The 24,466-nt window shown below is 69.1% G+C and carries 19 protein-coding genes, 1 tRNA gene and 4 pseudogenes; 15 read left to right on the forward strand and 9 right to left on the reverse strand.

Features of this window, described 5'->3' with window-relative positions:
* Positions 1-103: 103 nt before the first annotated feature.
* Positions 104-505: a pyridoxamine 5'-phosphate oxidase family protein gene (locus AC3CH1_RS12575; RefSeq protein WP_488462978.1), complete on the forward strand. Its 402-nt coding sequence runs from the start codon at positions 104-106 to the stop codon at positions 503-505.
* A gap of 123 nt (positions 506-628) precedes the next feature.
* On the opposite strand, the gene AC3CH1_RS12580 is transcribed toward AC3CH1_RS12575, so the two are convergent.
* Entirely contained in the window at positions 629-949 is a 321-nt protein-coding gene (locus AC3CH1_RS12580) for a Rieske (2Fe-2S) protein (protein ID WP_003967571.1), read from the reverse strand.
* Positions 950-1,298: 349 nt separating this feature from the next.
* Between AC3CH1_RS12580 and AC3CH1_RS12585 the strand changes: the two genes are divergently transcribed.
* Positions 1,299-2,333 carry a helix-turn-helix transcriptional regulator gene (locus tag AC3CH1_RS12585; RefSeq protein ID WP_488462979.1) on the forward strand — a complete coding sequence of 345 codons (1,035 nt, stop codon included), beginning with the start codon at positions 1,299-1,301 and terminating at the stop codon, positions 2,331-2,333.
* Between the two features lie 161 nt (positions 2,334-2,494).
* Positions 2,495-3,019, forward strand: coding sequence for a hypothetical protein (locus tag AC3CH1_RS12590; RefSeq protein WP_488462980.1), 525 nt, complete (start codon positions 2,495-2,497; stop codon positions 3,017-3,019).
* A gap of 75 nt (positions 3,020-3,094) precedes the next feature.
* Here the strand turns inward: AC3CH1_RS12590 and AC3CH1_RS12595 are convergent, their stop codons facing one another.
* From AC3CH1_RS12595 to dnaK, 4 genes are all read right to left on the reverse strand, one after another.
* Complete coding sequence (locus AC3CH1_RS12595) at positions 3,095-3,547, reverse strand: heat shock protein transcriptional repressor HspR (RefSeq protein WP_488462981.1); 453 nt, start codon at positions 3,545-3,547, stop codon at positions 3,095-3,097.
* A 1-nt stretch (position 3,548) separates the two neighbouring features.
* Positions 3,549-4,742: a molecular chaperone DnaJ gene (gene dnaJ / locus AC3CH1_RS12600; protein WP_488462982.1), complete on the reverse strand. Its 1,194-nt coding sequence runs from the start codon at positions 4,740-4,742 to the stop codon at positions 3,549-3,551.
* A gap of 96 nt (positions 4,743-4,838) precedes the next feature.
* On the reverse strand, positions 4,839-5,489 hold the full coding sequence (gene grpE / locus AC3CH1_RS12605; RefSeq protein WP_361873196.1) for a nucleotide exchange factor GrpE: 651 nt from the start codon (positions 5,487-5,489) through the stop codon (positions 4,839-4,841).
* Positions 5,486-7,339, reverse strand: coding sequence for a molecular chaperone DnaK (gene dnaK / locus AC3CH1_RS12610; RefSeq protein WP_488462983.1), 1,854 nt, complete (start codon positions 7,337-7,339; stop codon positions 5,486-5,488). The genes grpE and dnaK overlap by 4 nt, the downstream gene beginning before the upstream one ends.
* 674 nt (positions 7,340-8,013) lie before the next feature.
* Here dnaK and AC3CH1_RS12615 point away from each other — a divergent pair.
* From AC3CH1_RS12615 to AC3CH1_RS12630, 4 genes are all read left to right on the forward strand, one after another.
* Positions 8,014-8,628, forward strand: coding sequence for a sugar transferase (locus AC3CH1_RS12615; protein WP_488462984.1), 615 nt, complete (start codon positions 8,014-8,016; stop codon positions 8,626-8,628).
* Positions 8,629-8,723: 95 nt separating this feature from the next.
* Positions 8,724-11,006, forward strand: coding sequence for a (Fe-S)-binding protein (locus tag AC3CH1_RS12620; protein WP_488462985.1), 2,283 nt, complete (start codon positions 8,724-8,726; stop codon positions 11,004-11,006).
* 301 nt (positions 11,007-11,307) lie between these two features.
* Positions 11,308-12,456, forward strand: coding sequence for an FG-GAP repeat domain-containing protein (locus tag AC3CH1_RS12625; RefSeq protein WP_488462986.1), 1,149 nt, complete (start codon positions 11,308-11,310; stop codon positions 12,454-12,456).
* A gap of 129 nt (positions 12,457-12,585) precedes the next feature.
* On the forward strand, positions 12,586-13,563 hold the full coding sequence (locus tag AC3CH1_RS12630; RefSeq protein ID WP_488462987.1) for a Yip1 family protein: 978 nt from the start codon (positions 12,586-12,588) through the stop codon (positions 13,561-13,563).
* 127 nt (positions 13,564-13,690) lie between these two features.
* On the opposite strand, the gene AC3CH1_RS12635 is transcribed toward AC3CH1_RS12630, so the two are convergent.
* Both AC3CH1_RS12635 and dcd read right to left on the reverse strand, forming a co-directional pair.
* Positions 13,691-14,191, reverse strand: coding sequence for a phosphoribosyltransferase (locus AC3CH1_RS12635; protein WP_488462988.1), 501 nt, complete (start codon positions 14,189-14,191; stop codon positions 13,691-13,693).
* Positions 14,192-14,197: 6 nt separating this feature from the next.
* Complete coding sequence (gene dcd, locus AC3CH1_RS12640; RefSeq protein ID WP_488462989.1) at positions 14,198-14,773, reverse strand: dCTP deaminase; 576 nt, start codon at positions 14,771-14,773, stop codon at positions 14,198-14,200.
* Positions 14,774-15,443: 670 nt separating this feature from the next.
* On the opposite strand from dcd, the gene AC3CH1_RS12645 reads away from it, so the two are divergent.
* Both AC3CH1_RS12645 and AC3CH1_RS12650 read left to right on the forward strand, forming a co-directional pair.
* Positions 15,444-15,517 (forward strand) — tRNA-Gly (locus tag AC3CH1_RS12645).
* A gap of 437 nt (positions 15,518-15,954) precedes the next feature.
* Complete coding sequence (locus tag AC3CH1_RS12650; protein ID WP_488462990.1) at positions 15,955-16,389, forward strand: hypothetical protein; 435 nt, start codon at positions 15,955-15,957, stop codon at positions 16,387-16,389.
* Between the two features lie 81 nt (positions 16,390-16,470).
* On the opposite strand, the pseudogene AC3CH1_RS12655 reads toward AC3CH1_RS12650, so the two are convergent.
* Positions 16,471-16,704 (reverse strand): annotated as a pseudogene (locus AC3CH1_RS12655) (tyrosine-type recombinase/integrase); the annotation flags it as partial.
* Between AC3CH1_RS12655 and AC3CH1_RS12660 the strand changes: the two are divergent.
* A pseudogene (locus AC3CH1_RS12660) lies at positions 16,698-18,125 on the forward strand (mobilization protein); the annotation flags it as partial. The pseudogenes AC3CH1_RS12655 and AC3CH1_RS12660 overlap by 7 nt on opposite strands.
* Positions 18,126-18,157: 32 nt before the next feature.
* On the opposite strand, the gene AC3CH1_RS12665 reads toward AC3CH1_RS12660, so the two are convergent.
* Positions 18,158-19,000 (reverse strand): NAD(P)-dependent oxidoreductase, encoded by an 843-nt coding sequence (locus tag AC3CH1_RS12665; RefSeq protein WP_488462991.1) that lies wholly within the window; start codon positions 18,998-19,000, stop codon positions 18,158-18,160.
* Between the two features lie 299 nt (positions 19,001-19,299).
* Here AC3CH1_RS12665 and AC3CH1_RS12670 point away from each other — a divergent pair.
* The 5 genes and pseudogenes from AC3CH1_RS12670 (at position 19,300) to AC3CH1_RS12690 (ending at position 24,348) form a co-directional block, all read left to right on the forward strand.
* Positions 19,300-20,527: pseudogene (locus tag AC3CH1_RS12670) on the forward strand (helix-turn-helix domain-containing protein).
* Between the two features lie 283 nt (positions 20,528-20,810).
* Positions 20,811-21,029 carry a hypothetical protein gene (locus AC3CH1_RS12675; RefSeq protein ID WP_488462992.1) on the forward strand — a complete coding sequence of 73 codons (219 nt, stop codon included), beginning with the start codon at positions 20,811-20,813 and terminating at the stop codon, positions 21,027-21,029.
* Between the two features lie 303 nt (positions 21,030-21,332).
* Positions 21,333-22,565 (forward strand): annotated as a pseudogene (locus AC3CH1_RS12680) (SIR2 family protein).
* A 107-nt stretch (positions 22,566-22,672) separates the two neighbouring features.
* Complete coding sequence (locus tag AC3CH1_RS12685; RefSeq protein WP_488462993.1) at positions 22,673-23,995, forward strand: UDP-glucose dehydrogenase family protein; 1,323 nt, start codon at positions 22,673-22,675, stop codon at positions 23,993-23,995.
* Between the two features lie 26 nt (positions 23,996-24,021).
* On the forward strand, positions 24,022-24,348 hold the full coding sequence (locus AC3CH1_RS12690) for a MazG-like family protein (protein WP_488462994.1): 327 nt from the start codon (positions 24,022-24,024) through the stop codon (positions 24,346-24,348).
* The last annotated feature ends 118 nt before the right edge of the window (positions 24,349-24,466 follow it).

Consider the following 24,466-nt stretch of genomic DNA (forward strand, 5'->3'; position numbering starts at 1 on the left):
CTGTGTTGACTTGGTCAACCTACACAAAGTTGAGTGTATTCCACTCAAGGCATGGCGCGCACGCGCTGCGGCCCCCCGGCGACGACCCTCGTACGCTGCCCCCATGGCAGACGTACACGACCCCACTCCCGCTTATGCCGCGTTCTGGCGCGAGAGCCACCTCTCCACCCTGACGACGCCCCGCCCGGACGGCACGCCGCACGTGGTGCCGGTGTGCGTGACGTACGACCCGGAGGCCGGGGTCGCGCGCGTGATCACCGACGGGGGCAGCCGCAAGGTCGCCAACATCCGGGCCGCCGGACCCGGCGGGGCACGCGTGGCCGTCTGCCAGATCGACAGGGCCCGCTGGGCGACCCTGGAGGGCCTCGCGGTCATCCGCACGGAGCCGGAGGCCGTCGCGGACGCGGAAGCCCGTCACGAGGCGCGCTACGGCCGCGCCCCGCGGATCAACCCGACCCGGGTCGTCATCGAGATCACCCTCGACCGGGCGCTCGGCAAGGCCTGACCCACGGCTCCCCGGGCGCCGCCCCCGTACGGGAACAGCACAACGGCGCCACCGTGTTCAGGTCACGGTGGCGCCGCTGTGTGGGGGAAGCGCCGGAGCGATAGGTGACGACGGGGGAATCGCTCAGGCACTGCGGGGGGTGGCGGAAAGTGGTTCTGCGTCGAACAGCTCATGGTCCCGCTGATCGAGGTTGACGAAGATCATGCCGTACCTCACGGCACAGCGGACCGGCTGCGGCGCACCGCGCGGCCGACGGAGACAGCGATAGGCGCGGACGTCCTCGTCCTCCTCCATCACCACGACGATCGGCTCTCCGAACAGGGTGACCATCAACGAGTCGCCACGGCGGGGGAGTGCCGTGAGCAGATCGATGAAATGCCACCCTGAGCGATAGGCGGTCGCCATCTCGCGCCGGAAGGTCCGGTCGTCCGGCGGGGTGCTCATACCCGGCCCCGTGCGACAGGGGCGTTCTCCGACAGCGCCCCGGGGGCTGCTTCTGCCCCCGTCGTCCGTGCGGGCATGGAGTCCCAGGCCAGGTCCGGAGGCGGAGCGGCCTGCACCTGTGCGCCGGCCGTACCGTGGGTCACGCCGCCCTCAACGAGGTCAAGAACACTCAGCGCCCCGGTCGTCAGCCCAACGGAGAAGGCAACAGCAAGCACCGAGCGAAGCGTTTTGTTACTCATGATGGGCTTCGTCCTCACTTCCAAGGTTTCCTCTCCCCCGCAGAACAAGACGATGGCCCATCCAGGCACGTCAACGCCACAGAAGCGATGCATCATGTTCCTGCTGATTCATGTTCCTGGGGGGTGGAGAATTGACCACAGACAGCACTAAAGCGGTACATCCCCACTCGGTTAGTGCCTTGTGTGACGAGGGAGCACGGGTCTACGCCAGTGCGCTGAGTGTGGGCAAAATAGCTCGCGTCGAGGCGGAAGACGCTCCGTGTCTGCTCGAATTCGCCCTGCTCCATCCCGATCCCGACGACCCCACCTGGCTGCGGCCGGTGCCGCCGTCCGCGGCGCTCACGCAGCGGCTCCACCCGATCGAGCGGGAGATCCAGGAGCGAAGGCGGCTCTCGGTGGAGCTCACCGAGGTGTTCGAACCCTTCATGGCGATCAGTGCCCAGGCTCCGCCGACCACACACGCCATTACGGTCCTCGAAGGCATCGGCCGCATCAACGCCTCGATCGAACTCGCCCTCGCCGAGTGCCGTTCGGAAGTCCTCACCATTCAGCCGGGCGGCGGGCGCAGCGAGAACGCCCTCACCATCGCCATGGAACGCGGTCAGATGCTCGCGGAACGTGGCGTCGGCATGCGCACCCTGTACCAGCACACCGTCCGCCACAGCCATGGAACCCTCAATTACGCGGCCCGAATGGCCGAGAGCAAGGTGGAGATCCGAACACTCGAGGAGCTGATAGAGCGGCTCATGATCTTCGATCGCACCGTCGCCTTCATACCGGCGACCGACGACCGCACCGTAGCCCTCGAGCTGCGGCACCCCGGCATCGTGGAGTACCTCGCCAAGGTCTTCGAGCAGTTCTGGCACCGCGCGGTACCCCTCCAGGAACAGATCCCGTACGACTCCACGACGGACGGCATCTCCGGGGTGAGACATTCGATCGCCAAACTGCTCGTCGAGGGCCACGTCGACGAGGCCATCGCCCGCCGCCTCGGCATGAACGTCCGCACCTGCCGGTCGCACATCGCCAAACTCAGCGTCGCGCTCGGCAGCAACAGCCGTGCCCAGCTCGGCTACCTGATCGCACGATCCGGAATCCTGGAATCAGGCCCCGGTCGCGCGCTCACCCCCGAGCCGGGAGCATGACCGCGCCCGGCGGCGGGGGACCGCTCCCGGTGGCGGACGACCGGTGACGTGGCGGACACCGGTGGTCTCCTGAACTCCCCTGCCGCCTGCGAGAATTCCGTACGTCAGGCCTGACCGACCTGACGCGTTCCCGCCTCGCGACAGAAGGACCACCGGACCGGATGAACGACACCACCCCCGTACCCGCCGCCGTCGAGGACGACCACCACGGGGAGATCCTGGTCGAACTCGCGGGCGAGCAATGCGAGATGCTCGTCGTGAGCGGCGAGAGGATCCCCCGCGTCGTCCTCACCCGCGCCCCCGGCGCGGCGGTCGACGACCACATCGCCATCGGCACCCGCGACCCCCGCCACCTCACGCTCACCGTGGACGGCCGGAAAGCGACGATCACGCCCGGCAAGGGAAGACTCCGCCGCCGCTCCTACCGCGTCGACGTCCGCTGCGCGGGTACGTCCTACCGGCTCGTGCCCGACTCGATCCCGAGCAGTCGGCTGACCCGGAACGGCAAGCGCCTCGGGGACTTCTCCTCGGACGGCGACCGGAAGGTGCTCGCCGAATGGCGGGCCGGGGCCGCCGTCGAGCCCCTCGACGCGGCGATCGGCTACGCGCTGGCCGCCGCGTTCGGCACCGGCGGCCAACCGATGTGGATGACGGCGGTCGAGGCCGTCAGCGAGCTCCTGCCGTAGGCCCCGCGCCCCGCACACGCCGAGGGGCCGGGAGAGCGGATGAACGCTCTCCCGGCCCCTCGGCGGACGATGGGCTCAGTCCGTCGGCCGCTTCGGCTTCGGCCGCCAGACCACCAGCGCGCTGGTCTGCTGCACGTCCTGGTACGGCACGAGGTCCCGACGGTACGAGGCGTGCACCTGGGCCTCGCGCTGCCGCATGGCGACCGCCGCGCCGTCCACCGTCGCCGAGAGCTCGGCGACGCGCTGCTGGAGGGCCGCGACCTGGTTCTCCAGCTCGATGATCCGCTTGATGCCGGCGAGGTTGATGCCCTCGTCCTGCGACAGCTGCTGCACGGTGCGCAGCAGTTCGATGTCGCGGGCCGAGTAGCGCCGGCCGCGCCCGGCCGTACGGTCCGGGGAGACCAGGCCGAGACGGTCGTACTGACGCAGTGTCTGCGGGTGCAGGCCCGAGAGCTGGGCCGCGATCGAGATCACGTACACCGGTGTCTCATCGGTCAGCTGGTACGGATTGCGTCGACGGCCGTCCATCTCAAGCTCCCTTCGCAGCCTGGAACAAGTCCGCCCGCGGGTCCTCGTCCGCGGTCGCCTTCCGGTAGGCCTCCAGGGCGTCCCTGGCCTCCTGGCCCAGGTCCCTGGGGACCGCGACCTCCACGGTGACCAGCAGGTCGCCGCGGGTGCCGTCCTTGCGCACCGCGCCCTTGCCCCGGGCGCGCATCGTACGCCCGTTGGGGGTGCCGGCGGGAAGCTTCAGGGTGACCGGGGGGCCGCCGAGAGTGGGGACCTTGACCTCGCCGCCGAGCGTCGCCTCCGGATAGGTGACGGGCACGGTGACCGTGAGGTTGTCGCCCTTGCGGCCGAAGACCGGGTGGGCGTCGACGTGGACGACGACGTACAGATCGCCGGCCGGGCCGCCGCGTTCGCCCGCGCCGCCCTTGCCGCGCAGCCGGATCCGCTGGCCGTCGGAGACGCCCGCCGGAATCCTCACCTGCATGGTGTGCGCCGACTTCGCCCGGCCGCTTCCCTTGCAGACGTCGCACGGGTCCTGGGCGATGAGGCCCCGGCCCTTGCAGTCCACACAGGGGTCGGTGAGCGAGAAGCCGCCGCCGCTGCCGCGCGAGACCTGGCCGGTGCCGACGCAGGTCGGGCAGACCCTGGGGGTGCCGTTCTTGTCGCCGGTGCCGGAGCACGCCTTGCAGGGCGCCTGGCTGGACATCCGGAGCGGGACCGTGGCCCCGTCGACCGCCTCGGTGAAGCTGAGCGTCACCTCGGTCTCGATGTCCTGGCCGCGCTTGGGCTGGACACGGGTGCCCGTGCCGCCGCGGTTGAACAGCCCGCCGAAGACGTCGCCGAGACCGCCCCCGCCGCCGCCGAAGCCGCCGCCCGCGCCGCCCTGTCCGCCGCCCTGGGCGCCGCCTCCGAAGAGGTCGCCCAGGTCGAAGTTGAAGTTGCCGCCGGCACCACCGGGGCCGGGGCGGAAACCGCCGTTGCCGAAGAGGGCGCGCGCCTCGTCGTACTCCTTGCGCTTCTTGGGGTCACCGAGGACGTCGTTCGCCTCGGAGATCTCCTTGAAGCGCTCCTCCGCCTTGGCGTCGCCCTTGTTGGCGTCCGGGTGGAACTCGCGGGCGAGCTTCCGGTACGCCTTCTTGACCTCGGCGTCGGTGGCGTCCTTGGGGACGCCGAGGACCTTGTAGTAGTCCTTCTCGACGAAGTCCTTCGTGCTCATCGACGTCCCTCCTTCCGGACGATCGGCCGAGCGGCCGGCCCGTGGGCCGGCCGCCGGGCCGGTCGGTGGACACCGTGGTGGTCAGACGCGTTGCCGTCAGACCTCCTCGGTGCCACCGCTCTCCTCGTCGTCTGTCTTCTCTTCCTTGGCCGCGGCGGGCGTGGCGCCCGGCTGCGGCTCGGCGACGGCCACCCGCGCGGGGCGGATGGTGCGCTCGCCGATGCGATACCCCGGCTGCAGGATCGCCACGCAGGTCGTCTCGGTGACGTCCGGCGCGTAGCTGTGCATCAGGGCCTCGTGGATCGTCGGGTCGAAGGGCTCGCCCTCCTTGCCGAACTGCTGGAGGCCCAGCTTCGCGACGGTGGTCTCCAGCGACTCGGCCACCGACTTGAAGCCGCCGACCAACTCGCCGTGCTCCCGCGCGCGGCCGACGTCGTCGAGGACGGGCAGGAGCTCGGACAGGAGGTTCGCGACAGCGATCTCCTTGACCGTGACCCGGTCCCGCTCGACGCGGCGGCGGTAGTTCTGGTACTCGGCCTGGAGCCGCTGGAGGTCCGCGGTGCGCTCACCGAGCGCGGTGCGTGCCTGGTCCAGCTGTGCGGTCAGACCGACGGTCGGGTCGAGGTCCCCGGCCGGGGCCGCCGCCTCCTCCTCGGAGGAGTCGGCAGCCTTCGGCTCGGCGTCATCAGGGGTGGCGCCGGAGGGGACGTCGGGCTTCTCCTCGAAGCCCGGAGTCTCCTCGGTCACGCCGCACCGCCCTTGGTGTCCTTCTCGTCGTCCACGATCTCGGCGTCGACGACGTCGTCGTCGGCCTTGGCCTGACCGTCACCCGGGGCGTCGGCGCCCGGGGTCGCACCCTCGGCCTGGGCGTTGGCGTACATCGCCTGGCCCAGCTTCTGGGAGACGGCCGCGACCTTCTCGGTGGCCGTGCGGATCTCGGCGGAGTCCTCGCCCTTGAGCTTCTCCTTCAGCTCGCCGACGGCGGTCTCCACCTCCGTCTTCACGTCACCGGGGACCTTGTCCTCGTTGTCCTTGAGGAACTTCTCCGTCTGGTAGACGAGCTGCTCGCCCTGGTTGCGCGACTCGGCGGCCTCGCGGCGGGCGTGGTCCTCCTCCGCGTACTTCTCGGCCTCTTCGCGCATCCGGTTGACCTCGTCCTTCGGCAGCGAGGAGCCGCCGGTGACGGTCATCTTCTGCTCCTTGCCGGTGCCGAGGTCCTTGGCTGCGACGTGCATGATGCCGTTGGCGTCGATGTCGAAGGCGACCTCGATCTGCGGCACACCGCGCGGGGCCGGCGGCAGACCGGTCAGCTCGAACATCCCGAGCTTCTTGTTGTACGCCGCGATCTCGCGCTCGCCCTGGTAGACCTGGATCTGCACGGACGGCTGGTTGTCCTCGGCCGTCGTGAAGATCTCGGAACGCTTGGTCGGGATCGTGGTGTTGCGCTCGATGAGCTTGGTCATGATCCCTCCCTTGGTCTCGATGCCGAGGGAGAGCGGGGTGACGTCGAGGAGCAGGACATCCTTGACCTCGCCCTTGAGGACACCGGCCTGGAGCGAGGCGCCGATGGCGACGACCTCGTCCGGGTTCACACCCTTGTTGGCCTCCTGGCCGCCGGTCAGCTCCTTGACGAGCTCGGCGACGGCGGGCATACGGGTGGAACCACCGACGAGAACGACGTGGTCGATCTCGGAGAGCTGGATGCCCGCGTCCTTGATGACGTTGTGGAACGGCGTCTTGCAGCGGTCCAGGAGGTCCGCGGTCAGCTGCTGGAACTGCGAGCGCGTGAGCTTCTCGTCCAGGTGCAGCGGGCCCTCGGCTGACGCCGTGATGTAGGGCAGGTTGATCGTGGTCTCGGTCGAGGACGAGAGCTCGATCTTCGCCTTCTCCGCGGCCTCGCGGAGACGCTGGAGAGCCATCTTGTCCTTGGACAGGTCCACGCCGTGCCCGTTGGCGAACTGCTTCACCAGGTAGTCGACGACACGCTGGTCCCAGTCGTCACCACCGAGGTGGTTGTCACCGTTGGTGGCCTTCACCTCGACGACGCCGTCGCCGATCTCCAGGAGGGACACGTCGAAGGTGCCGCCACCGAGGTCGAAGACGAGGATCGTCTGGTCGTCCTTGTCGAGGCCGTACGCCAGCGCGGCGGCGGTCGGCTCGTTGACGATGCGCAGGACGTTCAGGCCCGCGATCTCGCCGGCCTCCTTCGTCGCCTGACGCTCGGAGTCGTTGAAGTACGCCGGGACGGTGATGACCGCGTCGGTCACCTTCTCGCCCAGGTAGGACTCGGCGTCGCGCTTCAGCTTCTGCAGGATGAAGGCGCTCATCTGCTGCGGGTTGAAGCTCTTGCCGTCCAGGTCGATCTTCCAGTCAGTGCCCATGTGGCGCTTGACGGAGCGGATGGTCCTGTCGACGTTGGTGACCGCCTGGCGCTTCGCGACCTCGCCGACGAGCACCTCGCCGTTCTTGGCGAAGGCGACGACGGACGGCGTGGTCCTGGCGCCTTCGGCGTTGGTGATGACGGTGGGCTCGCCGCCTTCGAGAACGCTGACGACGGAGTTAGTCGTGCCCAGGTCGATGCCGACCGCACGTGCCATTTCAATTCCTCCAACTGACTACTTGAGTGGATCTGACTCAAGGATGCATGACGCCGACGCCCGAGTCAACAGACCTGAGTCTCTTACGCTCAACTTAAGTGCTCACATAGAGCACACCCAGGGCGCGTCCACCCTCCCAAACCACCCCACGACCGCACCCGCACACGCCACACCCCGCGCGCACCACCCGTCCCACCGTCTCACCGTGGGATCGTTCTGTCACAAATTGCCGCGAGACGGTCACAACCGTCACCGAACGGCAGGTTTCACCGTGGATCGTCACACCATCGAACCTCGAACCCCGGGCGGGCGCGATGCAGAACGCGAGGAAGCCGCGCGTACGGCGGAAGAACCAGAGAAGCCAGAGAAGCCAGAGAAACGAGAAGAGCCAGAAGGGCCGGAAGGAGCAGAAGGGCCGGAAGAGTCGGCAAGGCAACCAGGACCAGCAGGTCCAGAAGGCCCAGCAACAGCCGCTTCCCCTCCCGGCCCAGCCCCACCCGTCGCAGCCCCAGCCCCGCCCGGTGCCGCGCGCAGCGGAGCCGCAGGGCCCGAAACCGCACAAGGCGCACCCGCGCCCCCGTCCGTACGCGGCCCCGCACCCGCGCCGGCCCCCGGACCCGTCCCCGTACCGGACAGCGACAGGCACGGCCAGGGGCCAGTTCCCCTCGCCCCCCGTGGCCCACCTGGCCGACCTCGCCGACCGGGCCGGCCGGCTCGCGGACCGCTTCCTCCCGCGCACACCCGCCGAACGCGTCCTGGACCTGACCCTCGGCACCGCCCTCCTGATCCTCACCGCCCCGGCCGTCGGCGTGGCGGCCCTCGCCCTGTGCGTGCGGCGCGCCCCGGGCGGCGCCTGGGACCGCCGACCCCGGACCGGCCTGGGCGGCAAGGTCTTCGAGCTGCGCAGCCTGCGCACCCGGTGGTTCCGGCTGGACCTGTTCTCCCGCCTGCCCCACGTCGTACGCGGCGACCTCTCCCTGGTCGGCCCCGCACCGCTGGCCCCTGGCGACCCGCGGGCCACCAGGTCCGGCGCCCGGCAGTGGCGACAGGAGCTGAGGCCGGGCCTGACCGGTCTCGCGCAGGTGCGCGCCCGCTCCGGCATGCCGTGGGACGACCCCGCTCTGCTGGACCAGCACTACGCAGAGCACCATGGAGTGGTGCTCGACCTGGCGATCCTCGCCGAAGCCGCAAGCGCTCCCCTGCGGACGCGGCTCCGGAGGGCCCGTCGGGCCAAGGCACACCTGAGCGACGCAGATCACCGACGACCCGGCTACAGCACGGTGGAATAAGTGGATAGTGTCAGCACAGACTAATTAAGTTACTGCTTAGTAGTAGTGGGCAGTAGTAACTGGATCCCGCTCTCGCAGGCCCGAGGAGCCCCGAAATGCAACTCGCCGCGATCATTGTGTCGCTGGTGCTGACGGTCGTCGGCGTTGCGCTCATCACCCGAGCCGTCGCGCAGATCTACCGCTTCGTCCGTCTCGGACAGCCGGTACCAGCAGGCAGCCGCACCGACGACCCCAAGCAGCGGACGATCACCCTGGTCAAGGAGTTCCTCGGCCACACCCGGATGAACCGGTGGGGAATCGTCGGCTTCGCCCACTGGTTCGTCGCCATCGGCTTCCTGACGCTGCCGCCGACGCTGCTCCAGGCGTACGGACAGCTCTTCCAGGCGGACTGGGTGCTGCCGATCATCGGCGGCTGGCTGCCGTTCGAGATGTACATCGAGTTCATCGGCCTGATGACGGTCGTCGGCATCGTGGCCCTGATGGCGATCCGGCTGCTGAACCTGCCCTCCCGGGCCGGCCGCAAGTCGCGCTTCGCGGGCTCGAAGGCCTGGCAGGCGTACTTCGTCGAGTACATCATCCTGATCATCGGCCTCGCGATCCTGGTGCTGCGCGGCCTCGAGGGCGCGATCCACCACGTCGAGAGCTACGACGCCGCGTACTTCGTGTCGTACCCGCTGGTCCTCGCCTTCGAGGGGCTGAGCCTCGGCACGCTCCAGACGCTCATCTACCTCACCGCGATGATCAAGATCGGCACCTCGCTGATCTGGATGATCACGGTCTCGCTCAACACCAACATGGGTGTCGCCTGGCACCGCTTCCTCGGCTTCCCGAACATCTGGTTCAAGCGGAACGCCGACGGCGACGTCGCGCTAGGCGCCCTCCAGCCGATGACGTCGGGCGGCAAGGAGATCGACTGGGAGGACCCGGCCGAGGACGCGGTCTTCGGTGTCTCCCAGGTCGAGCAGTTCTCCTGGAAGGGCATCCTCGACTTCTCCACCTGCACCGAGTGCGGCCGCTGCCAGTCCCAGTGCCCCGCCTGGAACACCGGCAAGCCCCTCTCCCCCAAGCTCCTGATCATGTCGCTGCGCGACCACGCGCACGCCAAGGCCCCCTACCTCCTGGCCGGCGGCGGCAAGGACATGGAGGGCAACGAGAAGGCCACCGAGGAGCAGCTCAAGGACGTGCCCGCGGCCGCCCTCGCCGAGGCCGAGCGCCCCCTCATCGGCACCGCCGAGGAGAACGGCGTCATCGACCCGGACGTCCTGTGGTCCTGCACCACCTGCGGCGCCTGCGTCGAGCAGTGCCCGGTCGACATCGAGCACATCGACCACATCGTCGACATGCGCCGCTACCAGGTGATGATCGAGTCCGCGTTCCCGTCCGAGGCGGGCACGATGCTCAAGAACCTGGAGAAGAAGGGCAACCCCTGGGGGCTGGCCAAGAAGGCGCGCGTCGAGTGGACCAAGGAGGTCGACTTCGAGGTCCCGATCGTCGGGAAGGACGTCGAGGACCTCACCGAGGTCGACTACCTGTACTGGGTCGGCTGCGCGGGCGCCCTGGAGGACCGGGCCAAGAAGACGACGAAGGCCTTCGCGGAGCTGCTGCACATCGCGGGCGTCAAGTTCGCGATCATGGGCGGCGACGAGAAGTGCACCGGTGACTCCGCCCGCCGCCTGGGCAACGAGCCGCTGTTCCAGCAGCTCGGCCAGGAGAACGTGGCCATGCTGAACATGGCGTTTGGCGAGGACTCCGCCGAAGGCGAGGAAGGTGACACGACGACGAAGAAGCCCAAGTCGTCGAAGAAGATCGTCGCAACCTGCCCGCACTGCTTCAACACGATCGCGAACGAGTACCCGCAGCTCGGCGGCGAGTACGAGGTCATCCACCACACGCAGCTGCTCCAGCACCTCATCGACGAGGGCAAGCTGATCCCGGTGACCCCGGTCGAGGGCCTGATCACGTACCACGACCCGTGCTACCTGGGCCGCCACAACAAGATCTACACCCCGCCGCGCGAGATCATCGCGAAGGTCCCGGGGCTGCGGAACGAGGAGATGCACCGCCACAAGGAGCGCGGCTTCTGCTGTGGCGCCGGTGGCGCCCGGATGTGGATGGAGGAGCGGATCGGCAAGCGCGTCAACAACGAGCGCGTCGAGGAAGCCCTCGCCCTCAACCCGGACATCGTCTCCACCGCCTGCCCGTTCTGCCTCGTCATGCTGACCGACTCGGTCAACGGCAAGAAGAACGACGGCCAGGCCAAGGAGTCCATCCAGGTCGTGGACGTCTCGCAGCTCCTCCTGGAGTCCGTGAAGACCCCGGCCGATCCGGCCGGCGAGTCGGAGCAGGTGGACGCGCCGGAGCCCGAACCGGCACAGTGACGTAACGCGTCGACGCGATGAGCGGCCGGACCTGCCTCGGGGGCAGGACCGGCCGCTTCTTCGTGGGGCACAGCGGCCCCGCCCGCCCGCCGGACGTGACGACCGCCGCAGGCGGACGGTGAACCCGGCCATGTACGCGACGACGTATCCGGAGCATCATGTGCCCCGGAGCCCCCGCCCGGCCACGGGCCGGGGACCCCGCACCGACCGAAGACGGACAGCGAACGTCGAAGGCGGAAGCGAACAGCGGCGGCGGGCGGCAGCACACGACGAACAACGAACGAGCGACGAACGAGGCCCCGTGCGCCCACGCATCACGCACCCGAAGGCAGCGGTCACCACCAGGGCGACGGCCGCCCTCGCCGCGGGCTGCGCCGGTGTGCTGCTCGCCCTCACCGGCTGCGGGAGCCCCTCGGCCGCCGACGCACCGTCGTCCGCCGCTTCCGGGGACAAGAACGGCGACGCCCCGCCGAAGGCACAGTCCGGGACCCGGGCGGACACGGCGCGCGTCCCCGTACCGCGAGGATCCGGCAGCCGCGTCCCGTACGACTTCAACGGCGACGGCCACCGCGACCTGGTCATCGACGACCTGGTGAAGGCCCCCGAGGACAGCCACGGCGACGACGCGGGCATCGGCGTCGTCTACGGCTCCGACGACCGCCCCCTGGACCCGGGCGCCCGGCAACTGCTGAGCGCCCGGGCGAACGCGGCGAAGTCCGGCGACACCCTGCCCGCCGCGTTCGACGCCGAGTCGGCCTGCGACCTGGACCGGGACGGCTTCACCGACCTGATCGTCTCCACCGATCCCCCGTACAACGGCATCGGCGCCCCGCCCGTCCCCCTGCAGATCCTCTTCGGCTCCCCGCAGGGCCTGACGGGCAAGGCGGTCACGGTACGCATCCCGCAGAAGGCCCGCTCCGGCGACGAATGGCCCGAGCAGCCGGTCTGCGGCGACTTCGACGGCGACGGCGAGGCCGACCTCGCGGTCACCGCCGGCGCCGGCCAGGTCACCTTCCTGCACGGCCCCTTCACCCGCACCGGGGCCCCGCGCAGCGCGGAACTGCTCCCCGACGGCGGCCCGTACCTCTACGCCCCCGAGCCCGGGCCCGACACCGACGGGGACGGCTACGACGACCTCGTCGCCGCCGCCCGCCCGCACGCCCCCGGCCAGGCGACCAGGGGCACCCTGCTGCTCGGCACCGCGAAGGGCCCGTCCCGGCCGGGCGGCGCCTACGCGTTCCGGGCGGAGGAACTCCCCAGCGCGCCGTTGAAGGGGACGGGGACCACCCGCACCACCCTCCTGGACCACGGCGACTACGACGCCGACAGGAAGCAGGACTCGGTGGTGCGGACGTACCGGGGCGAGCGCCAGGACCTGATCGCCCTCTACACGGCGGGTACCACGGACGAACCGGTCCTCACCTTCTCCACGGCGCTGTTCCTCCCCTGAACTCCCCCTGACCTCCTCCTCCCAGGGCCCGAGGTACGGCCCCTAGGGGATGTCACAGCTCGGCCGCAAAGGCGGACGGGTTCCCCCGGCCCCCACCCCTCACCCCCGGGGACCAGGTACGTTCGACGGGTGGCTGGATTCAGGATCGGACGCGGCCGGGACAACCGCACCCCGCAACAACCGCAGCAGCAGCGGCAGCAGCCGTACGGTGGGCAGGCACCACAGCCGCCGTACGGTGCTCAGCCGTGGCCGACGTCAGGAAGCCCCGGCAACGCCGGAGCGCCACCGCCGTACGGGCCACCGCAAGGCGCCCCGTACAACGCGGCCGGCGGCTACGCGGGCCCCGGGCCGGGCGGACGCGGCGGACAGGCCGGACACGGCGGACACGGCCAGGGCCCCCACGGCCACGGCGAGCCGGAGTACTTCGGCGACCCGTACGCGGACCCCGCGCCCCATGACCCGTACGCCAACAACCCGGGTCACACCCAGGCGTTCCGCGTCGACGAGGACCCGTACAACGGCGGCAACACCTACCAGGCCGGCTCCGCCCCCGCCCCGCCGCCGGGCCCGCGCCTGCGCTGGAAGGAACTGCTGACCGGCATCGTGGCGCGCCCGGGGCCGACGTTCTGGCAGATGCGGGACTACCCGGTCTGGGGTCCGGCGCTGGTCATCACGTTCGTCTACGGCCTGCTGGCGCTGTTCGGCTTCGACCAGGCGCGCGAAGAAGCGATCAACGCGACGATCTCGACAGCCATCCCGTACGTCCTGTTCACCGGCGTCGGCTTCGTCGTCGGCGGCCTGGTCCTCGGCGCGGTGACCCACACCCTGGCCCGCCAGCTCGGCGGCACGGGCTCGTGGCAGCCGACGGTGAGCCTGTCGATGCTGATCATGTCGATGACCGACGCCCCGCGCCTCCTCTTCGCCCTCTTCCTGGGCGGCGAGAACCTCCTGGTCCAGATCGTGGGCTGGCTGACCTGGCTGGCCGCCGGGGCACTCTTCACGTCGATGGTCAGCAAGTCGCACGACCTGCCGTGGCCGAAGGCGCTGGGAGCATCGGCGATCCAGCTGATCGCGCTGCTGTCGATCATCAAGCTGGGCACGATCTAGTAAGCCGCGTTACGCACGAGAAGGCCCCCGGAGCGGCGCAGAACGCGCACGCCCTCGGGGGCCTTCTCCGTACACGGACACTCAGGACTGTGCGGCCACCGGGCCACCGGGGGCCCTACGGGGGGGGCTACGCGTCGAGAATCTGCCCGTCCCGCCGCACGACGGGCTTCTCCACGCTCCACGGGAAGTTGATCCACTGATCGGTCTTCTTCCACACGTACTCGCACTTCACGAGGGAGTGGGACTTCTCGTAGATGACGGCGCTGCGCACCTCGGCGACATGGTCGACGCAGAAGTCGTGGACGAGCTTGAGCGTCTTGCCCGTATCGGCGACGTCATCCGCGATCAGGACCTTCTTCTTCGAGAAGTCGATCGCGTTGGGCACGGGCGCCAGCATGACGGGCATGTCCAGAGTGGTGCCCACCCCCGTGTAGAACTCCACGTTGACCAGATGGATGTTCTTGCAGTCGAGCGCGTAGGCGAGCCCACCGGCGACGAAGACACCACCCCGAGCGATGCTGAGGACGACGTCGGGCTCGTACCCGTCGTCGGCGACGGCCTGCGCCAACTCGCGCACGGCCCGCCCGAAGCCCTCGTAGGTCAGGTTTTCCCGCACGTCACTAGCCATGGTTGATCACACCTGGGTCCGATGGAAGTTCTGGAACGACCGCGAGGCCGTCGGCCCCCGCTGCCCCTGGTACCGCGACTCGTACCGCTCGGAGCCGTACGGGAACTCGGAGGACGAGGTCAGCTTGAACAGGCAGAGCTGCCCGATCTTCATGCCCGGCCAGAGCTTTATCGGCAGGGTCGCGAGGTTCGACAGCTCCAGGGTCACGTGCCCGGAGAACCCGGGGTCGATGAACCCGGCCGTCGAGTGCGTCACCAGCCCGAGCCGCCCGAGCGAACTCTTGCCCTCCAGCCGCGAGGCCAGATCGTCGGGGAGCGAGATCACCTCGTACGTGGACGCCAGCACGAACTCCCCGGGGTGCAGGATGAACGCCTCGTCACCCTCCGGCTCGACCGTACGGGTCAGATCGGGCTGCTCGACGGCCGGATCGATGTGCGGGTACCGGTGGTTCTCGAACACCCGGAAGTAGCGGTCCAGCCGCACGTCGATGCTCGACGGCTGCACCATCGAAGGGTCGTACGGATCAATACGGACTCGGCCGATGTCGATCTCGGCCCGGATGTCCTTGTCTGAGAGAAGCACCTCCCGAGGATACGCAGAACGCGCGAGCCCGCCCCAACCGGACCACCCGCGCGCCTGCGGAACACCTCCGCCCCGCTACCTACGCGCCCCCTCGCGCCCGCCGCCACGGCTGCCGACCACTACGCACGTGCCCCCAACGGCTACCACCACCACTCCCCGGGCCGGCTTTCCCCGTGACTACTGCCACCGCCACGTGCTGCCCGCCACGGCCTACCGCCGCTTGCTCCCCCTGCTGTTACCACCGTTACGACCCCTGCGCCCTACCGCTTCTCGAACGCCACCGGCACGGCCTGCCGCAACCGGGCACACCGAGGACACCGGATCAACCGCCCGGGCCCGATCCGGTCGGCCCCGAGCTGCTGCAGCGGGAACGACGAGGTAGCAAAAACATGCCCTTCGGCACAGCGGACGACGGTGCGCTCCATCGGATCCATCAAGTCCCTTCCCCAACCACATATGGACGAGAAAGCCACATTAGGGGATGAACAGGACGCCACTCCACGCGGCACTCCGACCACCCACGCTACGCCCCCAACTCCCGCCCATCACACCCCCGTCCACACCCCCTCCCCCACCGGACACACAGCACGGAGGCCCCACGGCTCATCCGCCGGGGGCCTGGCATGGGGTAGAGTGTGGAACGATGCAGCGCCGGCGATCGGCACGCTTCGCGGGTGTAGTTTAATGGTAGAACATGAGCTTCCCAAGCTCAGAGCGCGAGTTCGATTCTCGTCACCCGCTCCACATCAAGCCCCAGGCCGACGGCCCGGGGCTTTCTTGTTGTCTAGACCTGTTAGAGAGTGGCGTGCCCTCCGCGTGCCCTAAGTCGCCCAGATCGATCCACAGCCGAAGAGGCAGATGGCGTCCAGATCGCAGCGCGGCAACTAAGACTTCTCGGATCCCGAGATCCCCTTACGCGGTCTGCGCCATCCAGGATGAACAAGGCTCGCGGCAAGTACGCAGTTGCCCCGCTTCACTCCTCCCTCACCTGAGCCGTCACCAGCCAATCCCTCCGGCTGCGGCAAGCCAGGCCGTCGCCGCCGATGAACAACACCGCCGAACTTTTGCGCTACCACTCAAACCAGCCCTGCAGGCTGGAAACTCAACAATTCGATTCATAGACGCGCTGTGACGGTGACGATGTCTCCTGTTAACGAACGGTTTACAGGAGAGGCGCGTCCATGGTCTACGTACGCACCAGCACGCTCGACTCGATCGAAGCTGCGGTGGACAAGAACAACGGCTCGGCCGTCATCCGCAACGCTTGGGTGCGCGACCGGGAAGGGATGGATCGTCTGCGGATCACGCGCCTGCAAGCTGTCCGCACTCAGATCGTACGCCGAGGTCTGCGCACGTTCCCAGAGCGCTTGCTCTACTCCGACGAGCGCTGGGCCTTCGTCGTCTACAGGCCCGAACTTCTTGTCCTTGACGTGAGTGTGCTCGCTTCCGAGGCGCAAGAGCGTGCGGCGCTCGACTACATCATGGACGCGCTCAGCAAGGGCCCGTACGGGCAGTTTCAGGTCAATGAGAATCGGTTCCAGAACATGCTCCGCAGGCTCGCGATGGCCCGCCCCGAGATCCACTGGGAGTTTAAGCGACCTACCACAGCCGCATAGGCTTCACATACTCAGTCATGGAGGCGCCTGGGGCTCAGCCTGAGCACTCAGCGCAATACGGCTTTCCCTCCAAGGCGCCCCTCAGACTTCATGCACCTGCGATGCCTCAGCTACCGCCTTCTGCCTGACGGCACAAACCTTGGCATCGATACCTTTCGCAACCTCCCGCTGCCGCTCCCCATCGGAGTGCTGGTAGATCAGCGCAGCCTTCTCCGAGGACTGGCCGGCGCGGACCATCGTGTCCTTGAGCGTGGCCCCAGACTGGGTGGACAAGGTGTGGCCGGTGTGACGGAGGTCGTAGAAGCGGAAGTCCCGGCGAGTGGGCGGACATCGCCCGCCGCGTCGTCGCGGCCACCGGCATCGCACCGGCAGACGACCCGGACGGCTGCCGCTGGATCGCCGTACGCCACGCCCCCGATCACATCCACATCGCCGCCACAAAGGTCCGAGGTGACCTCCGCTCAGCACGTCACTGGAACGACTACCTCACCGCTGACCGCGAACTCGCAGCCATCGAGAAGGAATACGGGCTGCAACGGGTCATCCGCGGTGACCGCACCGCCGCCAAACGGCCCCATCGCGCCGAACAGGAGAAGGCCCTGCGAAACGGCCAGGTCAAGGCTGCCCGCGAACGCCTGCGCACCGTGGTCCGCACAGCGGCGGCTGCCGCCACCGATACCGACGAGTTCCTCGGTCTGCTCACCCACACCAAGGGAGTCTTCGTCGAGATCCTGCACTTCCCCTCAGGAGAACCACGCGGCTACAAGGTCGCCCTGGAGAACGACCGGAACGCCAAAGCAGAACCAGTGTGGTTCTCCGGTTCCACGCTGGCGCCGGATCTCTCCCTCCCGAAGATCCAGAGCCGTCTCGCCGCAGCAGAGGTTCCAGCGTCCGCCGCCGAGGAGCGTCTCAGGCCGCACCCATGGCATCAAGCCACCGCAGCCACCGAGCGCACCCCCCACCACCTCGACCAGCCGGACGCCGAAGCCGCCCAGGCCCACCTGGCCGCCTTCGGCGAAGCGCTCGACGCCGTAGCTCTCACCGCACCGCCGGACATTCGTACCGAACTCCGCTCAGCGGCCTCAGCTTTCGAGCGCGCTACCCGTTCGCGCGTCCGCGGCGAGCATCACCACGCTCGTGCCCTACGCGGCGCGGTCAAGGCGATGCTTCGCGAGCCGGCACCGAAGGACGGAGCCGCCTTGGCTATGTTCCTCGACGCTGCACTCCTCGCCGTCATCGCCGCCGCACGCTGGCACGACCGGCGGGAGCACGAGCAACAGGTCGTCGCAGCCCACAAGAGCCTGCTCCACCTCCGGGCCGCCTACGACCACACGGCAGCCACGCCCCTACTGGTCCTCGGCCAACGCCGACCGCCCCAGAATTTTGCGGACCAATACGTCCGGCTCATCCGCCAGGCCGCCCTGGCGTACGCCGACCAGATCCTCGCCGACTCTGCCTCGCAGGCGCTCACCACCGCATTGGCCGAAGCAGAGGCAGCGGGCCACGCCCCCAAACGCCTGCTGCAGCAGGCAGCAGACGAACGAGCCCTCGACGACGCACGCTCCCCGGCACGCACCCTCACCTGGCGCGTACAGCGGCTCTCGCGGAGGCCGGCTCCCAGTCGACGAGCTCCGGCGGCACAAGCTCGCAGCACCGGGCTACGCCACGTGCCCTCGCCCGCTCCTGCGGCGACGGCCCCACTCACCATTCCCGCGTCTCGCCCTCGGCGGAGGTGATCGTCCAGCGGCTACCCCTCAGCGTGAACGAATCAACGGCTCTTTTCTGAACGGAGCTGGGAGAGGGTGTGCACGACCGGCAAGTCGTACTGGTCCTTGTCCTGCTCCCAGAAAGCGAGTACCCGAGCCGTGGCCTTGGCCATGTCCGGGGGCAGGTCGGCCGCGCGGAGGGTGTCGGCGACCTCTTCCATCTCAGGTGCCCAGCGCCAGGCTCGGGCTGCAACACTCGGCAGGTACTCCGGATCGGAAAGGATCGCGGAGATCATGATCTCGGCTTCGGCCGTGAGCTGGGCACCGACTCCATGGGCGTCGGCGAGCGCGTGAGCGACTCCGGCGAGGGTGCGGGCGGCCTTCTGGTAGCTGGAGAAGGCCATCTTCAGCGCGGAAGCGGAACCGACTGTGTCCCCCACGCGGCACACATGCAGCGCAGAGTCCGTGAACAGCGACGCCACCAGCTCGACGGCAGAGTCGGCCCCTGCGAGATAGAGCCGTGTGACACGCCCCTCGCCCGGCGGCTGACCGAAAACGGCACCGTCGACAACTGCGGAGCCGGGGCGGATCTCGTCAGCGATGCGCCGTACGCGTTGAGGGCTGATGGCGTTGACATCGGCGTACACCCCCGCGAAGCCGTGCGCTGCCACCGCCGCCGCGACGTCCTCCGCCGCCTGTGGTGGGCAGATCGAGAGAACGACCGCGCTTCTGGACAGCGCCTCCGCGAGCGAGTCGTACGCCGTGGCACCAGCCTCCCTCCCTCGGACCCAGGTGTTCTCACTGCGGCCCTTGGTCACCGACAGCGCCTCATGGCCGCCGGCCACGAGCTCGGCGGTGATCGCCGCGCCCATGGTTCCAGGGTGGAGGACGGTCACGGTGATCACTGGCTGCCTCCGGCGGTGCGCGACGTGGAAAGTTCCTCACCCCATGATCCGCTGTCGTTCGGCACCGGCGGCTTTGGAATCAATGCCTGATGGCCGTCTGGGCACTGATGGCGGACAGAAGTGCCTCCGGTCTCGGACTCGCCGTTCAGGACGGGACAGCGGTACACGGGCCGCGGCCCCGACGGTCCTTGCAGCTCGTCTCACGCTGAAGCCGCGTCATGGGTACCGTGCAGGAGACGAACTCTGTACGGACAGACCGGCGGTCGCGCCGGATCGTCCGGCGGCCGGGAGGTGTCCTGATGCTGGAGGAAGCCGAGGAGATCGGCAAGCGCGCTCGCAGGGCGAGGCTGCGGCTGGGCATGCCGCAGGCCGACCTGGCGACGGCCCTCGGGAAGTCGCAGGGCTGGGTGTCGAAGATGGAGCGTGGACTGATCGAGCTGGACCGGGTCGGCCTGCTCAACCAGGTGGCCGCAGAGCTGCACGTCCATCCGAACGACCTGATCGGACGCCCGTACAGCAGCTCCCCCGACGACAGCCAGTGGCAGATCGCTGCCTCGTCGATCCTGCGCGAGCTGCGTCGCTACGACCTCGTTCCCGTCTTCGACGGGGTTCCCCGACCGGCCTCACAGCTATGGCGTGAGGTGACCCGACTGCACCGCCTGCGGGACACCGCCTCCAACGTCGCGATCCTCCGAGTTCTCCCGGACCTGTTCCGGGAAGCGCGCGCTGGCGGAGGACTCGGACGGGCACGAGCGGGAGGAGGCGTATGCCATCTACGCCGTGTGCTGTAAGTTCGCGCACACCGCCGCGCACGCCCTCGGACACCCGGAGCTGGTGGCCATGGCGTGCGAACGGGCCGCGTGGTCTGCCAGGTTGTCGGGAGACCCGGTGCTGCCTGCCGTCGCCGACTGGATGCGCGTCTGGGACATGTGGGCGACGGCTGACTGGGCCGACGCTCTGACCCTCTCGGACAAGGCGATCGCCTCGGTGCAACAGCCGTACGAGCACGGTGATCCGCTGGCCGTACGGGCTTGGGGCACGCTTCAGCTTCGAGCAGCCATCTCCGCTGCTCGGGCCAACCGCCCATCGGAAGCGGAGGACCGGATCGGGCACGCGAAGGACGCGGCGGAACGCATGGACGCGTACGTAGGGGCACCGGTGTACGACCGGCATTCGCTGACGTTCTCCGCCGGGAACGTGCAGATCCACGCGATCAGCGTGGCCCTGGAAATGGGCAAGCAGGGCAAGGCGCTGGAGATAAACCGCCGCACCAGCCCGAGCTTGATCGGTTCACTGCCCAACTCCCGTCAGGGACACCACCACATGGACGTGGCGCGGGCCTGGCTGTGGGACGGAAACCGGGCAAAGGCCCTCACCGAGCTGGAGACGGCAGAGCGGATCGCGCCGCAGCTCGTACGGAACCACCCCATCGCCCGTTCAACGCTCCGCAGCATCGTCTACGCGGAACGAGCAGCCACGAGGGAGAAGCTGCGGCACATGTCCGACCGCTTTCACCTGGACGGATAGGGGTCGTATTCCTCCGGCTCATATTCGAGGCTCGTCCTGTCCCTAACTTCGGGGCATGACGCGACGACGTTCTTCTCATCCTCCTTCGCAGGGAACCGAGTTAGGTACGGCAGCACCCTTCCGCCCACTGCTCGGCGACCTCGCCACGGACAGCGCTCGCGATGGCCGTGTGGGTGTCGTAGTCGCTCTCCCTGGTGAGGGCTCTGCTACGACGTACCACCTGCGTCCGCCTGGGGGCGGGGCCCCCTGGTCCGCGCCCGCCGACGGAACGACGCTCAGTCCCGTGCCGGTGAGGGCCACCCACGCCACGCTCTCGGCCGGACGGGACGCGGTCTACGACCCGCCGGCCAGGCAGGGATCGATTCCCATCGAGTTCCACTTGGATGACGGCTCGACCCTCGATGGCGCGCTCATCGTCACCTCTGCCGAGCTGGAGTGGCTGCACCAGCAGACCAGCCGCCTCGTCGACGCACACGGACGGGCCCTCGGCGGCACCCCGTGACCGGGCCTCGGCGACGCCACGCCCGAAAAGCCGCGCCGCGCTCTGTACGCCCCGAAGGCGGAGGCATCGCGCTCACGGTTCTGGCGGTCGTCGGCCTGGTGGGACCGGCCTGGGCACTGCGTGAGCAGGCCGTCCCGCTCCTCAACGGCCTCGGTCACCAGCCCGCCGCCGTCTCAACGGACGCGAGCTCGCCCTCCGACCACTGACTCCGCTCCGCTGTCCGGGACGTTCACCCCACGTTCCCAGCAAACGGAGCCTGCCATGCACCCGGAACATCCAGGCGTGACTCTCCAGGGAGAGATCATGGACATCCCGTACATCGTCATCGACCAGCTCACCCCCGACCAACAGCAGGTCTGGAAGACCTATTTCGGCGACGCCGACCGACCCCGCTACATCGAGGAAGGCATCTGGCGCCGTACGCAGGAGAAGGCCACGGCCGAACAGAGCGGCTGGACGGCCGCTGACGACGCCCGGCGGCGGATCATCCACTACCGCTACCGGTACGGCCTGGTCCCCACCACCGCCGCGCCGGCCATCGGCCTGACCAACCTGTACCTCTACCACTCCGCTACCGCTCCAGCGGACGAGATCGACGCGCACCACGACGCCCTGTGGGACTCGCTCGCCGCCGGCGGCTGGAAGGAGGCTCCTGGCGGATTCTTATGGACACGCCGGGATCTGAAGTGCCGGATCACCGAGCACGACGCCCACCCCCAGGACAAGGCGGCGGGCCGTACCCTCCCCGTCGGCTACCGGAGCCTGGACGTGCAGATCGCCTTGGTGTCCTACGCACCGCCGCCCGCTGTCCGGCAGCTGCCGTGGAACGTCCTCTCCACCGGGATCAGGTGCAAGGACCGCCCCGGTACGCCGACCCGCGTCACGGACCTGTCCGTCCTCGCGGACCTGCTGCCGTTCCAGGTGGAGATTGGATGCGGTACGTCGGTCGAGGCGGGTATCCCGCCCCTGCACCGTCTCCACGAGATCTACCGGGTCACCGACCGCTAGGGCCACGAACCGCGGGAACACCGCTCCACCCTCTCCCCGACAGCGGACACCCTCCTCCACGAGCTGCTGACAGAGCCGGAGGAGAAGGCGGCGGAATTCGTGGAGATGTTCCGCGCATGCTTCCTGGCCGAGCCGACCCCGGCCATGTGGGCGCTCAAGGAACTGAAGGACGCCGGGCACCTCGTCGGCCCTGTCATCACCAACAACTTCGACGTGCTCGCGGCGCGCGCTGGGCTCGACGAGTGCTTCATGCGCCGGTACGACCAGGCCGTACCCGATGTCGAGTGGGTGGACGGTGCCAAGGCCCTTCTCGTCGTCGGCCTGCACGCCGACCGCCGCAAGGTCCAGGCTCGCGCCCGCGCTCGCGGCATGCAGGTCGTCTACCTGGACCCGGAGGGTTTCTGGCGCGACGGCCAGTTCATGCCGTACCCGCTGGAAGGGCCCCAGGACGGCGACCTGGTGTGCCGGGCGACCGCCGCCGAGGCGCTACCCGCCCTCGTCAACCTGCTGAAGCAGCAAGCTGGTTGATCCACCTGCACGAAGAGGGCCATGCCGGGTGTTGGCGCTAGCGTGACGCACCCGGCCGGCCCGGACTCCCCTGGGCGGGCGAGGGACAAGGAAAGGAGCGTCGACCCATGCGCGTATCCGTCATCGGCTGTGGTCACCTGGGCATCCCCCACGCCGCTGCCATGGCCGAGATCGGCCACGAGGTCATCGGCGTGGACCTGGACCAGGCGAAGATCGACCGCCTCAACGCCGGCGAGTGCCCCATCTACGAGGACGGCCTGCCCGAACTCCTCAGCACCCACACCGCCACCGGACGCCTGCGGTTCACCACCAGCCTCGCAGAGGCGGCCGAGTTCGCCGACATCCACTTCCTGGCCGTGGGCACGCCGATCGACGCGGACGGGCGGAGCTACGACACCGGGCAGGTCTTCGGCGCCGCCCGTGCCCTGGCCCCGCACCTGACCCACCCGACCGTCATCGTCGGCAAGTCCACGGTGACCGTCGGCACCTCCCGCGACCTCGGTGCTCTTCTCGCCCGGCTCTCCCCGGCCGGTGAGGACGTGGAGGTGGTCTGGAACCCTGAGTTCCTGCGCGAGGGCCACGCCATCGACGACACCCTGCGCCCCGACCGGATCGTCGTGGGCGTCCCCTCGGCCCGCGCCGAGGACGCGGTACGCCAGGTCTACGCACCCCTCCTGGCGAACGGCATCCCGCTGTTCGTGACCGATCCCGCCACCGCCGAACTCATCAAGGGCGCCGCCAACGCCTATCTCGGCATGAAGATCTCCTTCATCAACGGCGTCGCCGACATGTGCGCCGCGGCCGGAGCCGATGTCCAGCAGCTCACCGAGGCCATCGGCCTGGACCCACGCATCGGCCGCGGCGGCCTGAACGCCGGCCCCGGATACGGCGGCGGCTGCCTCCCGAAGGACGTCCGCGCCTTCACCGCCTCCGCCAGTGCCCTGGGCGCCGCCGAGGCAGCGACCATGCTGCGCGCGGCGGAGGAGGTCAACGAATCCCGCCCCACCGCCGCGCTGAGGCTCATCGAGCAGACGCTCGGCCGACCCGTCGACGGCGTACGGATCACCGTCTGGGGCGCTTCCTTCAAGGCCGGAACCGACGACGTCCGCGAATCCCCGGCCCTGGCGATCGCCGCACTCATGCACCAGCGCGGCGCGACCGTCACCGTCCACGACCCGCACGCCGTGCCCACAGCACTGCGCCGCCATCCCGAACTCGACTACTGCGAAGACCTCGAAGACTCCCTCGCGGCAGCCGAGCTGATCGTCCTGGCCACCGAATGGCCCCACTTCCGCGAGGCGGATCCCAAAGCACTCGCCCCACTGGTCGCGGACCAGGTCCTCGTCGACCTCCGCAACCTCATCGACGCCGACGCCTGGCGCATGGCCGGATGGAACGTACGCCAGCTCGGACGACCCGCACAGGAATAGCCGAACCCATCGATCGGAGGTCCGACGTGGACACCCTGTGGGACAACATCGACAAGCTCTCCGCCGTCTGCCGAGCAGCCGGCGCCCACCTCCCCGACGAGGAACTCAAAGCCCTCCAGGGCGGCAAGGTCGCCGAGGAAGCCGGCGAGGCGATGCACGCCCTCCACGGCCTGAAGGGCCTCACCACCTGCGGCGACGACCACACCTGGTCCGAGGTCCAGAACGACCTGGTCGGCGCCGTTATCGCAGCCCTCCTGGCGATGCACTACATCGATCCCACGGGAGCTCGCGCCACCTTCGACGAGATCCTCCACCGCCGGACGCGAAGGGGCGGTGAGGCCACTGCGTCCTGACGGCCTCCGGACGTGGCCGTCGACCGCTCCGGTTGGACGCGGGCGGCGGCCACGTCCGGCACACAAGCTGCGCCGGGCACCTGCTCCCAGCGCGGTGGAACTTTCCCTACTTCATCAA

It is taken from the genome of Streptomyces sp. MGP-P1, assembly GCF_057766565.1.